We start from the raw sequence: 13,891 nt of genomic DNA, 5'->3' as shown, positions 1-13,891 counted from the left end.
CAGCATGACGGAGAATGACGAGGCTTCAAGTCGGCCGACTGTCGCGGAGCGCAGCTTGCCCGCGGCGATCGCGGTCGATCACCTCGTCAAGGTCTACAAGCAGACCCGGGCCGTCGACGATATCTCCTTTGTCCTGCCGCGCGGCAGCATCACCGGGCTGCTGGGCGGCAACGGCGCCGGCAAGACCACGACCATCGCGATGATCATGGGCCTGGTGCTGCCGACCTCCGGCCGCGTGCAGGTGCTCGGTCACGAGATGCCCGCAGAGAGCGCCGCGGTGCTGGGGCGGATGAACTTCGAGAGCCCTTATGTCGACATGCCGATGCGGCTCACGGTGCGGCAGAACCTCACCGTGTTCGGCAAGCTCTATGCGGTGAAGAACCTGTCGGAGCGGATCGCCGCGCTCGCCGACGATCTCGACCTCACCGAATTCCTGGACCGCGCCAACGGCAAGCTGTCCGCCGGGCAGAAGACCCGCGTCGCGCTGGCGAAGGCGCTGATCAATCAGCCCGAGCTGTTGCTTCTGGACGAGCCGACCGCCTCGCTCGACCCGGATACCGCCGACTGGGTGCGGGCGCATCTGGAGCGTTATCGCCGCGACAACAACGCCACCATCCTTCTGGCGTCGCACAACATGCTCGAGGTCGAGCGGCTCTGCGACCGCGTCATCATCATGAAACGCGGCCGCATCGAGGACGACGATACGCCCCGGGCGATCATGGCTCGCTACAACCGCACCAATCTGGAGGAGGTGTTCCTGGACGTTGCGCGCGGCCGGGTGAACGGCGCGAAGGAGGTGGCGAGGTGAGGGGGCTCTCGTGTCTCGGCCGTCATTCCGGGGCGCGCGGAGCGCGAGCCCGGAATCCATTTCGCGACGTTTGCTGCGGGCCGATGGATTCCGGGCTCGATGCTACGCATCGCCCCGGAATGACGGCTCCTTTTAAGATGAAGGAGCTGCCATGACCTCTCTCCCCCTCCACCGCGGCATCTCCGCCCACCGCATCGGCGCGATGATCCTGCGCTACTGGTACCTGCTGCTGTCGTCCTGGCCGCGGCTGCTCGAGCTGTTGTATTGGCCGGCGCTGCAGGTCATCACCTGGGGCTTCATCCAATATTACATCGCCGAGAACTCCAGCTTCTTCGCGCGCGCCGGCGGCACGCTGATCGGGGCCGTCATCCTCTGGGACATCCTGTTCCGCGGCCAGCTCGGCTTCTCCATCTCGTTCCTGGAGGAGATGTGGGCGCGCAATCTCGGCAACCTCATGATGAGCCCGCTCCGGCCGATCGAGTTTCTGCTGTCGCTGATGGTCATGAGCCTGATCCGGCTCGCGATCGGGGTGATTCCGATGACGCTGCTGGCGCTGTTCCTGTTTCACTTCAACGTCTACGCGCTCGGCCTGCCGTTGATCGCCTTCTTCTGCAATCTGATCTTCACGAGCTGGTCGGTCGGCATCTTCGTCTCGGGCCTCGTGCTGCGCAACGGCCTCGGCGCCGAGAGCATCGTCTGGACCTTGATGTTCGCGATCATGCCGCTCGCCTGCATCTACTATCCCGTCAGCGTGCTGCCGGTGTTCTTGCAATACGTCGCATGGACGCTGCCGCCGACCTACGTGTTCGAAGGAATGCGCGCGCTCCTGATCGAGAACACCTTCCGCGCCGACCTGATGTTGGCTGCGCTGGCCATCAATGCCGTGCTTCTGGGTGCATCCTTTTGGGCATTCCTTGCCCTTTTGCGCAGCGCCAAGCGACAGGGCTCGCTGCTGTCCGGCGGCGAATAGCGTCACTTTCTCGTGGATTCGGGTAGGTTTAGCCGTTTCGGCTACGTAGATGTACGGAACCATGCATTGACGCAATATTACGCATTCGGCAGTATGCTGCGATGCGAAGAAGGATATAGCGATGCCCATTGGTGAGTTTGGCGGCGCGCCGCCCCTGGCGGCTGAAGGCAGTCCGGTCCTGACGACGCCGATGTACTGGATGTACGAGATGGCGCACGCCGCTCTCAATCCGGCGCGTGCCGTCACGGACGCGACCAAGCTGCTGTTTCAAAATCCGCTCAATCCCTGGACGCGCACCGAGGTCGGCAAGTCGGTCGCCGCGGCCTGCGAATTGTTCGAGCGCACCACGCGCCGCTACGGCAAGCCGGAATGGGGTCTCGACGACACCGAGGTCAACGGCATCCGCGTCCCCGTCGAGGTCCGCTCGGTCTGGGAAAAGCCGTTCTGCCGGCTGCTCTACTTCGATCGCAAGTTCACCCGTCCGCTGCGCAGCCCGCAGCCGCGCGTGCTGATCGTCGCGCCGATGTCCGGCCATTACGCGACGCTGCTGCGCGGTACGGTCGAGGCCTTCCTGCCCGCGCATGAGGTCTACATCACCGATTGGGCCGACGCCCGCATGGTGCCGCTCAGCGACGGTCGCTTCGATCTCGACGATTACATCGATTACGTCATCGAGATGCTGCACGTGCTCGGCGGCAACACCCACGTCATGGCGGTGTGCCAGCCCTCCGTGCCCGTCGTTGCCGCGGTCTCGATCATGGAAGCGCGGCGCGATCCCTTCGTGCCGACGTCGATGACGCTGATGGGCGGCCCGATCGACACCCGTCGCAATCCGACTGCGGTGAACAATCTCGCCCAGGAGCGCGGCATCGACTGGTTCCGCAACCATGTCATCACCAAGGTGCCGTTTCCGCATCCGGGCATGATGCGCGACGTCTATCCGGGATTCCTGCAGCTCAACGGCTTCATCAGCATGAATCTCGACCGGCACATGGACGCCCACAAGCAGCTCTTCGCCCATCTGGTGAAGGGCGACGGCGACCTCGTCGACAAGCATCGCGAGTTCTACGACGAATACCTCGCGGTGATGGACCTCTCCGCCGAGTATTACCTCCAGACCGTCGACACCGTGTTCGTGAAGCACTCGCTGCCCAAGGGCGAGATGACCCATCGTGGAACACGCGTCGATCCCTCCAAGGTCACGCGCGTCGCGCTGATGACGGTCGAAGGCGAGAATGACGACATTTCCGGTCTTGGTCAGACCGAAGCGACGCACGCGCTGTGCAGCGCGATCCCCGATCATCGCCGCGTTCATTACGTCCAGAAGGGCGTCGGACATTACGGCGTGTTCAACGGCTCACGCTTCAAGTCGGAAATCGTGCCGCGGATTCATGATTTCATGGTCTCAGCAGCGAATCCGAGCTCATTGCAGGCGCGCGCCGCCGAATAACCTCTCGTTTCGGCTTTCCCGTCGAAAATCAGGCCCGGCCGGAGGCTCCGGAAGGGGCCGAGTTCCCGCCAGATTCGCGGTATTTAGGTAGCCTTATAGGAGTGAGTCCATCCTCACCCCTTGGGGGTGTCGCATGCGTCCAGCGGGGGCGAAAAAAGCCGGTTCCGACCCCAGTCTGTAGGGTCTCCCGGACGCCAACCCGCTGTATATTGGGCAAATGATTTGTTTTTGCGCCGAGCGCTTTCCCTGGCGGCGGTTATGGCAGAATCCGGGCGCCCTCCTGCCCCCCGGACTGACAGACATGGCCACTCGCGCTCTCCTCTATCGGCGGCCCCACGAGCCAAAGACCCTGGTCATCACCCACGGATCGCAATTTTTTGCCATCCGATTGCGCCGGCATCGCCGCGCGCGCCGCTATACGCTCAGAATTCATCCGAGCGATCGCGAAGCCATCCTCACCATGCCACCGCGCGGCACGCTGGCCGAAGCCAAGGACTTCGCGCAGCGTCACGGTGCGTGGATCGCCGCACGTCTCGGTCGCTTGCCGAAGGCTGCGCCGTTCCAGCCGGGCACGGTGATACCGCTGCGCGGCACGCCGCATCGTATCGTTCATCGCGCCGGCACGCGCGGCACGGTGTGGACGGAGGTGCGCGACAGCGGTGAACGCATCCTCTGCGTCGCCGGCGGGCTCGAGCATGTCGACCGCCGCGTCAGCGATTTCCTCAAGCGCGAGGCGCGCCGCGATCTGCAGCGTTCGGCAGAGGCCTACGCCGCCGAGCTCGGTGTCCGGGTCAAGCGCCTGTCGATCCGCGACCAGTCCAGCCGTTGGGGCTCCTGCACCTCGGCCGGCTCGCTGTCGTTCTCCTGGCGCCTGATCCTCGCGCCGCCCTTCGTGCTCGACTATCTCGCCGCGCACGAGGTCGCCCATCTCGTCGAGATGAACCACTCGGCACGGTTCTGGCGCGTCTGCGGCAAGGTCTGCCCGTCGATGGAGCGCGCCAAGAAGTGGCTCGACACGTATGGCAACGATCTGCACCGCTACGGGGTCGAAGACTAGGGCGCGGCTCGTCAAGGCGCAGCCGCGACCGGATTGACGCCAGCTGGACAAATGCAAGGTCGTTGGCGGCGCGCTTGTCCTAAAGCATGATCCGGAAAAGTGCGAAGCGGTTTTCCGGAAAGATCATGCGCAAACAATAACCTAAAGCGCGATGGCGATTCATCCAGATCTCATCGCGCTTTAGCGCATCGCCACCAGACGGCATTGCTTGGTCCTGTCGAAGCGTTTGTCGTGCATGACCCTCAACAGACGTCGCGAGCCGATAGCTGCACGCAGATCACTGAGGCAGCGTCACCCCGGCGATTTGCATGACACCAAGCTGGTCGAACAACTCAATCTGCTCACCGTTCAGCACGGGAATGTAGCAGCGACGTCTGGCACCCAAGATACAGAGCTTGTCCTCCACGACCGTCCATGTCCCGGCCTTAGGTCCAAGGGACTCGTCCCAGTGCGGATAGGTCATCCGGCCGTCGGGCTCGAATCGCATCGTGAACGGGCCATTCCTGAGCTTGGTACCGAAGCTGATCGTCTTGCCCTGGAATTTTGCGGCCAGGGTCTCGCCTGTCGGTCGTTCGCCGGCCGCTGCGGTGAGCGAGGCATCGGGCCCGGGATCATAGCCTTCGGCTTTCAGGATCAGCCAGAAGAGCCTGCCAATGCTACGCATGGTCGGTTCGGTGAAGGGCATGTCGCGGTCGACACGATGCACCACGACGAGGTCGAGCGCGGGCACGACCAAGGCGTATTGGCCGCCGGATCCCTGGGCCATAAAGCTGCCCTCCGGCAAAGTGACCGTAGGCGCAACGGCACCGCCCAGAAAACCGATCCACCAGAGATAGCCATAGCCCATCCCTAACGCGGCTCTCGAATGGCTACGCGTGCTCTCTTCGACCCAGTCCCGGGGCACGATCTGGTGCCCGGCCCAATTGCCTTTGTGCAGATAGAGAAGTGCAAAACGCGCCAAGTCCCGTGCGCTCATCCGGGTCTCATAGGCGGGGTGGATAGAGGCTTCGCCGCGGATATAGCTGCCATCCTGTGGCCGGTAGTCCTGCATGCCGATTGGCTTTGCGATCTTTTGGTCGAGCGCCTCGAAGATGCCGTTGCCAGTTGCGTGCTCGTAGATCGTGCCGAGCGCGTTGAAGTCCCAATTGTTGTAATACCAGAAGGTCCCGGGCGGGTGGCTGCCGCGCGGCGGTCTCATCTTGGCCATGTCCGGCGTCTCATAGAGCGCCGCGTGGTAGACCCCGGAGCGCGCTTGGAGGAGTTCGCGCGCCGTCGCGCCCTTCTCGATTCCGGTCAAGCCAGGCGGATTATCGTCGATGCCGAGTTCGCCAAGCGTGCTGTCGAGGTTGATCAGGCGATCCGACACCGCGATGCCGATCAGGGCGCTGAGCACGCTCTTGCGGATGGAGGCGAGTTCCATCGGCTTCGTCGTATTGCCCCACTCGGCGACCACCTTTCCGTGCTGAACGATCACAACCGCGCTCGAGCGAATCTGATCCGAAAAGGATCGCGCTTGGGCCAATTCGGTCTCTGACCAGCCCGATTCTGCAGGGGTGACGCGCTCCCACTCCGCTGCCGGAAAGCCATCCTCGGCTGCGGCAGCCCCGAACCGAACCAAAACGCCGAGCAGCACGACGGCGAAAACAATCTGGCGCATATACATCGGATCCCACGCGCTGCGCGCTTCACCTGATCGCAGCACAATACTCATTGACGGCGCCAGGCAGAACGCCCGTCGACGTATTTTTTTGGATTCCGGCCGACGCGCGCTCAGCGGCCTCAGGCAACCCTCATGCACTGAAATCCGCACTCGTTCCTGCCTGCGTGCGTGAGGCCGGATAGGACGATTGCCGTTGCGCGCTGGCCTTTTGCCCCTCCGCCAGCATCGCCTGGAAGGCGGCGTCGAGTTGCTGGCGGCTATAGGCCGTGGATCTGCTTTCACGCGGCGTCCATTGCGCTTGCGTGATCGCGGTGGATGCCTTCTCGACGGTGCCGCCAAGCCGCGCGGCATATTGGTCGGCTCGCCACTGCGCGAGATCCGGCCCGGCCAAGCCGGGAGGATCCTCAAGCTTGCCGATGTTGGCTGCCGCCGCATTGGTCATGGTCGAGGAGCCGCCATTGTACAGCGTGGCCACCACCCGGCCGTCGACCTTGACCTGAGCGTAGGTGTTCTCCGGTGCATCGTCCGAGACGGTCGGTTGCGTCGCGTTCGCGCCGTGAGTCATCAGCCAGTTCGTGGCCATGAGGTCATGCAGGACAGGATTATCCGCCACCGAAATCGGCTTGGCGCCCGACAACAGCTTCACCTGCGAGACGTCGACCCGAAATCCGTTCGCGGCAGCGCCGGTCTCATCCGGTGCCACCGGTTGAAGGCCGGATGCGGCATGGGAAGCGGACGTCGATGCAGGCCGCAGATAGGGCAACGTCGCGCCGGACACACCTGACATCATGGAACGCTCCTTCCCACTCGCTCAACTTATGAGAGCAAATCCCGGGCCGGTGGCGCGCGCTTGAAGAGACTGGTGTTTTTGCTTTCGGGGAGGATCACACCCCGGTTGATCTTGCCGCAATAGGCAGGACTTGCCGAAGTGGCGGCGGACTTCAAGGCCTGCCTCATGCGTCTGTGCCGTCCGCGCAAGCCGTTGATTTCGCTATCCTCGGCTACTGTGCATGGGGTTGTTTTCGCAGTTTTTGTCTTGAGGCCGCAGGCGACCTCAGGCGGAGCCTATCGGTTTCCGCCAAACAGGCGGTCCATCAGCCAGCCATCGAGACCTGCCGCAGCCTCCGGCCGCGCATTGGCGCGCGTCGGTGGCGGCGGACGATAGCCGCCGTTGTTCGCCGCTGCCGGTGCGGGCGCGGCCGCCGTCGGCGGCGATACCTGCGATGCGGCCTGCGCGAGATTCGACAGGCCCCAGCCGCCGGGCGCGCTCGGCAGGGCCGCCACCGGCACGCCCTCGTGCGCGGTCTTCATGAAGCGCGTCCAGACTTCCACCGGCAGGCCGCCGCCGGTGGCCTTCTTGGTCGGCGAGTTGTCGTCATTGCCGAGCCAGACGCCGGTGACGAGATTGGCGGTGTAGCCGATGAACCAGGCGTCGCGATAATCCTGGCTGGTGCCGGTCTTGCCGGCGGCCGGCCAGCCCGGGATCTCCGCCTTCTTGGCGGTGCCTGAGATCAGCGTCTCCCGCATCATCGTGTTCATCATCCCGACATAGCGGGGGTCGATGACCTGGGTGTGCTCGTCGGGCTGGCGCATGTAGAGCAGCTTGCCGCTGAGCGTCCTGATCCGCGTCACGACATGCGGCGCCACCGCGAAGCCGCCATTGGCGAAGGGTGCATAGGCGCCGACCAGCTCGACGACAGAGACTTCCGACGTGCCGAGTGCGATCGAGGCGTTGGGCTCGAGCTTGGAGGAGATGCCGAGCCGGTGCGCGGTGCGCACCACGTTCTTCGGTCCGACCTCGAGGCCGAGGCGGATGGCGACGGTGTTGAGCGACATCGCCAGCGCCTGGGTCAGCGTCACCGCGCCGAAATATTCGTGGGTGTAGTTCTCGGGCTTCCAGCCCTTGACCTCGATCGGCGCGTCCTGGCGCATCGTGTCCGGCGTCAGGCCCTGCTCGAGCGCGGTGAGATAGACGAACGGCTTGAACGAGGAGCCCGGCTGGCGCTTGGCGGTCACCGCGCGATTGTACTGGCTCTCGGAATAGTTCCGCCCGCCGACCATGGCGCGCACCGCGCCGTCAGGCGTCATCGCCACCAGCGCGCCCTGGCTGACGTTGAACTTGACGCTCTTGGCCGCGAGCTCATCGATGATGGCGGCTTCCGCAACGCTTTGCAGCTTGGGATCGATGGTGGTCTCGACCTTGATGCTTTCGTCGATCTGGCCGACCAGATCGTCCAGCACCTCGCCGATCCAGTCGGCGACGTAGTTGACCGTGCCGGCACCGACCGGCTTCACGTTGTAGGAGGGATGGCCGATCGAGGCCTGCGCCTGCGCATCGGTGATGAATTTCGCGTCCGCCATCGCCGCGAGCACGATCTGCGCGCGCGCTTCGGCACCTTCCGGATTGCGGTTCGGCGCAAGGCGCGAGGGCGACTTGACGAGGCCGGCGAGCATCGCGGCCTCGGCGATGGTGACGTTCCTCGCCGACTTGCCGAAATATCTTTGCGCGGCGGCTTCGACGCCGTAGGCGCCGGAGCCGAAATAGACGCGGTTGAGATAGAGCTCCAGGATCTCGTCCTTGGAATGCTTGCGCTCCAGCCAGATCGCGAGCTCCGCCTCCTGCAGCTTGCGCTGCATGGTGCGCTCCTGGGTCAGGAACAGGTTCTTCGCCAGCTGCTGCGTCAGCGTCGAGCCGCCCTGCGAGACGCCGCGATGGAGCAAATTGGTGACGAGGGCGCGCAAAATGCCGACGGGGTCGATGCCGAAATGCGAATAGAAGCGGCGGTCCTCGATGGCGATGAACGCCTTCGGCAAATAGGGCGGCAGATCCTTCAGCGCGATATTGGCACCGGCCATCTCGCCGCGCTGCGCCAGCATGCTGCCGTCAATGCCGACGATCTGGATCGTCGGCGGGCGCTTGGGGATTTCCAGCGACTGGATCGGCGGCAGATGGGCGCCGACATAGATCACGGCGCCGATCACGGCGATCACGCCCCACAGGCTCAGCACCGCGCCCCAATAGACCAGGCGACCGAGACTGAACCCGCCGCGTGACTTCGCGCGGCGCTTGGCGCCGCTGCGGCTGGCCGGCGCCTTGCGCTCGCGCGGCGGCTCGTCGCCGGCGTCCTCGCTCTTGCGCTTGGTGGATGATTTTGCTGATTTCTTCGGCTTGTCCTCGCCGCCGGGAATGCGATCGGCCGGGGTCAGGCGCAGATCGGCGAGCGCCGCGGGCAAGCCGAACAGCGGCTCCTTCCGCCCACCCTTTTTCTTTCCCCACGCCATATGCAAACGCCCGGTCAGCCCGCCCCGCCGCACGCTAGCGGTCGCTGTTTAAGGCCCGGTTACCCCGGCGTTAACGCGTGATTAGGAGGTGGGGCATTCGCACCCCGCAGTTCCGCTCCTTTGGCGCCGGAGCTAGGATCGCCGGCACAAAAAGAGGAAGCACCCAGAGGAAACCCACATGGGCCATATCGATCCGACCAAGGAAGTCTTCGCGCAGTTCCGGGAGAACGACCGTCCCGGTCCGATCCACATGCTCAACCTGGTGCGGCTGCGGAAAGAGGCGGCCTATCCGGACGGCCGCAAGGCGAGCGGCGCGGAAGCCTACGCGGCCTATGGCCGCGAGAGTGGCCCGGTGTTCGAACGTCTCGGCGGTCGCATCGTCTGGCAGGGCAAGTTCGAGCTGATGCTGATCGGCCCGCAGGACGAGCGCTGGGACCATTGCTTCATCGCGGAGTATCCGAGCGTTGGAGCCTTCGTCGAGATGATCCGCGATCCCGCCTATCGCGAGGCCGTGAAGCACAGGCAGGCCGCGGTGGAGGATTCGCGCCTGATCCGGCATGCCGTTCTGCCGGTCGGCAAGAACTTTGGGGAGATACCGGAGTAGACGTCTGTCTCCGTCGTCATGGCCGGGCTTGACCCGGCCATCCACGATTTCTCAATCAGTCATTCCGGGGCGGCTCGTAGCGCCGAACCCGGAATCTCGAGATTCCGGGTTCGATGCTGTCGCATCGCCCCGGAATGACGGCGATGGAAGCTAACCCGCCGGACCGGCATCCTCCAGGATCGGGCCGAACAGCTCCCAGCGCTCGCCGTTGAACTTCATCATCTGAAGCTGCTTGTTGACGCGGTAGTCGGTCGGCGAGGTGTTGGCCTTGATGCCGGGCAGGGAGAGGTCGAGCTCCACGTCCTTCAGGCTGGTCGCGACCTTCATGACGTTCTCGCGGGTCAGGTCGTCGCCGCATTTCTGGAGCACGTAGGCCATCAACTGCGAGGTCGAGTAGCCGTAGCTGTTGAAGCTCGAGTCCTTGTCGCCGTCCGGATAGTACTTGGCCATGAACTCGAAATATTTCTTCATGCCCGGATCGTTCTTCCAGCTTGGATCGAGCGGATCCTTGCCATAGTTGACGCTGATCACGCCCTTGGACGCTTCGAGTCCTGCGGGCTTCATCACGGCGCCGACCGACGTGGCGTTGATGTCGAGGATGTGCACGGGATGCCAGTCGAGCTCGGCGATCTTCTTGATCGCCTGCGCGGCCTGTTTTGGCGTTGTGGCGCTGAAGAACAGATCGGCGCCTGCCGACTTGATCTTGAGGATCTGCGAGTCGATGGTGGGGTCGGACACCTCGTACGATGCTTCCGAGACGATCATGCTGGAGGCCTTGTCTCCAAGCCCGGCCTTGATGCCGTTCAGATAGTCTTTGCCGAGATCGTCGTTCTGGTAGAGCACGCCGATCTTGGCGTTCGGATGGTTCTTGATGATGTACTGGCCGTAGATGCGGCCTTCGACGAAGTAGTTGGGATTGAAGCCCATCGTCCACGGGAAGTTCTTGGGGTCGGTGAACTTCGAGGCGCCGGTGGCCGCGAAGAGCTGCGGCACCTTCTTGGCGTTGAGATATTTCTGCACGGCGGCGTTCGAGGGGGTGCCGAGCAGCTGGAAGGTCAGCAGCACCTCGTCGCTCTCGACCAGCTTGCGCACCTGCTCCACGGCCTTCGGCGGCGAATAGGCGTCGTCGTACTGGATCAGATTGATCTTGCGGCCGTTGATGCCGCCCTGATCGTTGATCATCTTGAAATAGGCAGCCTGCGTCTTGCCGATCGTGGCATAGGCGGAGGCGGGGCCGCTAAACGGGTTGGTCTGACCGATCTTGATCTCGGTGTCCGACGCGCCGGGATCATATTTCTTCTGGGCATTGGCCGCCGAGATCGACAGCGCCAAAGCGAGCGCCGTGCCGGTGACCAGATGCAAAAGTCCGTTCCTCATTCGCAATTTCCTCGGTTTGTTATCGCAGACGATCTTTCTGCTGCCGTGGCGGCGGCGGACGTCATCGCTGGAGGGGAGTGTGGCGGAGGCCTTGCTGCGACGCAAGATTACATGCTGGCAACGGAACCGACTTTAGTCGAACCGACGCCGGAGTCCTCCGGTAAGGTTGACGACGCGGGCAGCCTGAAAAGAAGGATGCTCCGCACCGTGGGTGCGGAGCATCCGTGTGGCTCTGCCGGGGCAGAGGCGGGGTATCAGGGGCGTGCTAGCCCGACGGTCCCGTGTCCTCGATGATCGGTCCGAACAGCTCCCAGCGCTCGCCGTTGAACTTCATCATCTGCATCTGCTTGTTGACGCGGAAGTCGTTCGGCCCGGTGTTGATCTTGATGCCGGGCAGGGCGAAGCTCGGGGTGAAGTCCTTGATGTTGGCGACCTGCCTCATGATGTTCTCACGCGTCAGATCGTCGCCGCATTGCTTCAGGACCTGGACCAGCAGTTCGGCCACCGAATAGGCATAGGTGTTGACCGTGTTGAGCTTGTCGCCTTCCGGGAAATACTTGTCCATGAAGGCGAAGAAGGCCTTCACGCCGGGATCGTCCTTCCACTGCGGATCGCTCGGCTCCTTGCCATATTGGGTCGAGATGATGCCCTTGGAGATGTCGAGGCCGGCCGGCTTCAGCGTCGCCGAGATCGGGCTCGCATTGATGTCGAGGATGTGCACCGGCGTCCAGCCGAGGTCGGCCAGCTTCTTGATCGCCTGTGCCGCGAATTTCGGCGTCGAAGCGTCGAAGAACACGTCGACGCCCATCGACTTCAGCTTGACCACCTGGGAGTCGACGGTGGGGTCGGTGACCTCGTAGGAGACCTCGCCGACGACCATGCTGGCGGCCTTGTCGCCGAGGCCGCTCTTCAGGCCCGCGAGATAGTCGCGGCCCATGTCGTCGTTCTGGTAGAGCACGCCGATCTTGGCGTTCGGATGCTCCTTGAGAATGTATTTGGCGTAGATCCGGCCCTCGGACACGTAGTTGGGATTGTAGGCGATGGTCCAGGGATAGTTCTGGGGATCGTTGAAGCGGGCCGCGCCGGTCGAAGCCAGCAGCTGCGGCACCTTTTTGCCGTTGAGATATTTCTGCACGGCCGCGTTGGCCGCGGTGCCGATCAGCTGGAAGGTGAACAGCACCTCGTCGCCCTCGACCAGCTTGCGCACCTGTTCGACCGTCTTCGGCGGCGAGTAGGCGTCGTCATACTGGATCAGATTGATCTTGCGGCCGTTGATGCCGCCCTGATCATTGATCATCTTGAAATAGGCGGCCTGGGTTTTGCCGATATTGGCGTAGACGGAGTAGGCGCCGGAGAACGGCACGGTCTGGCCGATCTTGATCTCGGTGTCGGTTGCGCCAGTGTCGTATTTCTTCTGGGCAAGCGCTTGGCTCGCGGAGAACGCAAGGACGAGCGTCGCCGCGGCAGCTATGAAGGCTCTGCGATTGTTCATCTTGGTTGTTCCTCCTGACGGAATTTCCGGTCGACGGTCTTTTCCCGTTGATTGCAACGGTTGCCATCGCTGCCGAAGATTGTGGAGGAAGGTGCGGCGCCGCGCAAGGATCGCAGCGCTGCGCCGTAGCGTCTCAGGCGTCGGAGTCCGAGCTCAGGGCGTTCAGGCCAGAAACAACGTAACCAGCGCCATCGCCGCCGGCAGCGCCTGCACCATCAGGATGCGGCTGCTGACGGTCGCGGCGCCATAGACGCCGGCCACGATCACGCAAAGCAGAAAGAACGCCTTGATCTGGAATGCGAAGGCGGGGTTGCCGTGGACCAGCCCCCAGACCAGGCCGGCGGCGAGGAAGCCGTTATAGAGCCCCTGATTGGCGGCCAGCACTTTCGTGATCTCCGCCTTCTCGGGCGTGTTGCGGAATGTCTTCAAGCCCAGCGGCTTGTCCCAGAGAAACATCTCCAGGGTCAGAAAGTAAGCGTGCAGCGCGGCGACCAGCGCCACCAGGATATTGGCGATCCAGATCAAGATGAGCTCCCCCAAAAAGCGTCAGCTTTCGGGTGGACGTTAGCATGGCCGGCATGGCAAGTGCGATGGCCGTGTTCGATGCAATGGTGCCGCAATGCCCAGCCGATCAACCAAGTCCTCCGTGAGCTTCGGCCTCGATCGCCTGACGACGCCGATCGGGATCGCCTTGCTCGTCACCGATGCCGCAGGTGCGCTGCGCGCGCTCGACTGGGACGATTACGAGCACCGCATGCGCGAACTGTTGCGGCTGCATTACGGTGCGGTCGATCTGAGTGATCGATCCGCGCCGGTGGACATCCGGACCGCCCTGTCACGCTATTTCGAAGGCGACCTCGGCCAGCTCTCGAACATCGCCTGGCGCATCGCCGGCACGCCGTTTCAGCAAAAGGTCTGGACTGCGCTGGCGAAGATTCCTGCCGGCACCACGATGAGCTACGGCGCGATGGCCGCGACGATCGAGATGCCCAAAGCCATTCGCGCCGTCGGCCATGCCAACGGCTCCAACCCGATCAGCGTCGTGCTGCCGTGTCACCGCCTGATCGGCGCCGACGGCTCGCTGGTGAAATACGGCGGCGGGCTCGAGCGCAAGCGCTGGCTGCTCAGGCATGAGGGGGTGGATGTTTAGCTCCGCCGTCATTCCGGGGCGCGCGAACCCGGAATCCATTT

At 63.6% G+C, this 13,891-nt stretch carries 12 protein-coding genes; 6 read left to right on the top strand and 6 right to left on the bottom strand.

The genetic code is table 11. The features are described from left to right. Positions 1–4 precede the first annotated feature (4 nt). The 4 genes from TSA1_RS11980 (at position 5) to TSA1_RS11965 (ending at position 4,285) form a co-directional block, all read left to right on the top strand. Entirely contained in the window at positions 5–808 is an 804-nt protein-coding gene (locus tag TSA1_RS11980) for an ABC transporter ATP-binding protein (RefSeq protein ID WP_100176542.1), read from the top strand. Positions 809–959: 151 nt separating this feature from the next. Continuing rightward, on the top strand, positions 960–1,778 hold the full coding sequence (locus tag TSA1_RS11975; RefSeq protein WP_100176541.1) for an ABC transporter permease: 819 nt from the start codon (positions 960–962) through the stop codon (positions 1,776–1,778). 121 nt (positions 1,779–1,899) lie between these two features. Then, the gene (locus tag TSA1_RS11970) at positions 1,900–3,228 is read left to right on the top strand and encodes a polyhydroxyalkanoate depolymerase (protein ID WP_100176540.1); all 1,329 of its coding nucleotides are present in this window, start codon (positions 1,900–1,902) and stop codon (positions 3,226–3,228) included. 217 nt (positions 3,229–3,445) lie between these two features. Beyond that, positions 3,446–4,285: a M48 family metallopeptidase gene (locus TSA1_RS11965; protein WP_097661541.1), complete on the top strand. Its 840-nt coding sequence runs from the start codon at positions 3,446–3,448 to the stop codon at positions 4,283–4,285. 277 nt (positions 4,286–4,562) lie between these two features. On the opposite strand, the gene TSA1_RS11960 is transcribed toward TSA1_RS11965, so the two are convergent. The 3 genes from TSA1_RS11960 to TSA1_RS11950 form a co-directional block, all read right to left on the bottom strand. Further along, a complete protein-coding gene (locus TSA1_RS11960; RefSeq protein ID WP_245448222.1) occupies positions 4,563–5,996 on the bottom strand; it encodes a serine hydrolase domain-containing protein in 1,434 nt (477 codons plus the stop codon). A gap of 79 nt (positions 5,997–6,075) precedes the next feature. Then, on the bottom strand, positions 6,076–6,735 hold the full coding sequence (locus TSA1_RS11955) for a hypothetical protein (RefSeq protein WP_100176538.1): 660 nt from the start codon (positions 6,733–6,735) through the stop codon (positions 6,076–6,078). A gap of 275 nt (positions 6,736–7,010) precedes the next feature. After that, entirely contained in the window at positions 7,011–9,227 is a 2,217-nt protein-coding gene (locus TSA1_RS11950) for a transglycosylase domain-containing protein (protein ID WP_100176537.1), read from the bottom strand. A gap of 178 nt (positions 9,228–9,405) precedes the next feature. Here TSA1_RS11950 and TSA1_RS11945 point away from each other — a divergent pair, with 178 nt between their 5' ends. Continuing rightward, positions 9,406–9,831, top strand: coding sequence for a DUF1330 domain-containing protein (locus tag TSA1_RS11945; RefSeq protein ID WP_100176536.1), 426 nt, complete (start codon positions 9,406–9,408; stop codon positions 9,829–9,831). Positions 9,832–9,981: 150 nt separating this feature from the next. Here TSA1_RS11945 and TSA1_RS11940 read toward each other — a convergent pair whose 3' ends face one another. From TSA1_RS11940 to TSA1_RS11930, 3 genes are all read right to left on the bottom strand, one after another. After that, on the bottom strand, positions 9,982–11,208 hold the full coding sequence (locus TSA1_RS11940) for an ABC transporter substrate-binding protein (protein WP_100176535.1): 1,227 nt from the start codon (positions 11,206–11,208) through the stop codon (positions 9,982–9,984). A 265-nt stretch (positions 11,209–11,473) separates the two neighbouring features. Further along, positions 11,474–12,700: an ABC transporter substrate-binding protein gene (locus tag TSA1_RS11935; protein WP_100176534.1), complete on the bottom strand. Its 1,227-nt coding sequence runs from the start codon at positions 12,698–12,700 to the stop codon at positions 11,474–11,476. Positions 12,701–12,862: 162 nt separating this feature from the next. Then, complete coding sequence (locus TSA1_RS11930) at positions 12,863–13,225, bottom strand: DUF1304 domain-containing protein (protein WP_181770140.1); 363 nt, start codon at positions 13,223–13,225, stop codon at positions 12,863–12,865. A gap of 94 nt (positions 13,226–13,319) precedes the next feature. Here TSA1_RS11930 and TSA1_RS11925 point away from each other — a divergent pair, with 94 nt between their 5' ends. After that, complete coding sequence (locus TSA1_RS11925; RefSeq protein WP_100176533.1) at positions 13,320–13,850, top strand: methylated-DNA--[protein]-cysteine S-methyltransferase; 531 nt, start codon at positions 13,320–13,322, stop codon at positions 13,848–13,850. Positions 13,851–13,891 lie beyond the last annotated feature (41 nt).

Source organism: Bradyrhizobium nitroreducens, assembly GCF_002776695.1.
GTDB lineage: Bacteria > Pseudomonadota > Alphaproteobacteria > Rhizobiales > Xanthobacteraceae > Bradyrhizobium > Bradyrhizobium nitroreducens.
This window is presented reverse-complemented; position numbering and strand designations above follow the sequence as displayed.

Coding starts and splice junctions, on each gene's coding strand:
- TSA1_RS11965 (WP_097661541.1), top strand. CDS start 3,446: ATGATTTGTTTTTGCGCCGAGCGCTTTCCCTGGCGGCGGTTATGGCAG.
- TSA1_RS11925 (WP_100176533.1), top strand. CDS start 13,320: ATGCCCAGCCGATCAACCAAGTCCTCCGTGAGCTTCGGCCTCGATCGC.
- TSA1_RS11935 (WP_100176534.1), bottom strand. CDS start 12,700: ATGAACAATCGCAGAGCCTTCATAGCTGCCGCGGCGACGCTCGTCCTT.
- TSA1_RS11945 (WP_100176536.1), top strand. CDS start 9,406: ATGGGCCATATCGATCCGACCAAGGAAGTCTTCGCGCAGTTCCGGGAG.
- TSA1_RS11940 (WP_100176535.1), bottom strand. CDS start 11,208: ATGAGGAACGGACTTTTGCATCTGGTCACCGGCACGGCGCTCGCTTTG.
- TSA1_RS11960 (WP_245448222.1), bottom strand. CDS start 5,996: ATGAGTATTGTGCTGCGATCAGGTGAAGCGCGCAGCGCGTGGGATCCG.
- TSA1_RS11950 (WP_100176537.1), bottom strand. CDS start 9,227: ATGGCGTGGGGAAAGAAAAAGGGTGGGCGGAAGGAGCCGCTGTTCGGC.
- TSA1_RS11970 (WP_100176540.1), top strand. CDS start 1,900: ATGCCCATTGGTGAGTTTGGCGGCGCGCCGCCCCTGGCGGCTGAAGGC.
- TSA1_RS11980 (WP_100176542.1), top strand. CDS start 5: ATGACGGAGAATGACGAGGCTTCAAGTCGGCCGACTGTCGCGGAGCGC.
- TSA1_RS11975 (WP_100176541.1), top strand. CDS start 960: ATGACCTCTCTCCCCCTCCACCGCGGCATCTCCGCCCACCGCATCGGC.
- TSA1_RS11955 (WP_100176538.1), bottom strand. CDS start 6,735: ATGATGTCAGGTGTGTCCGGCGCGACGTTGCCCTATCTGCGGCCTGCA.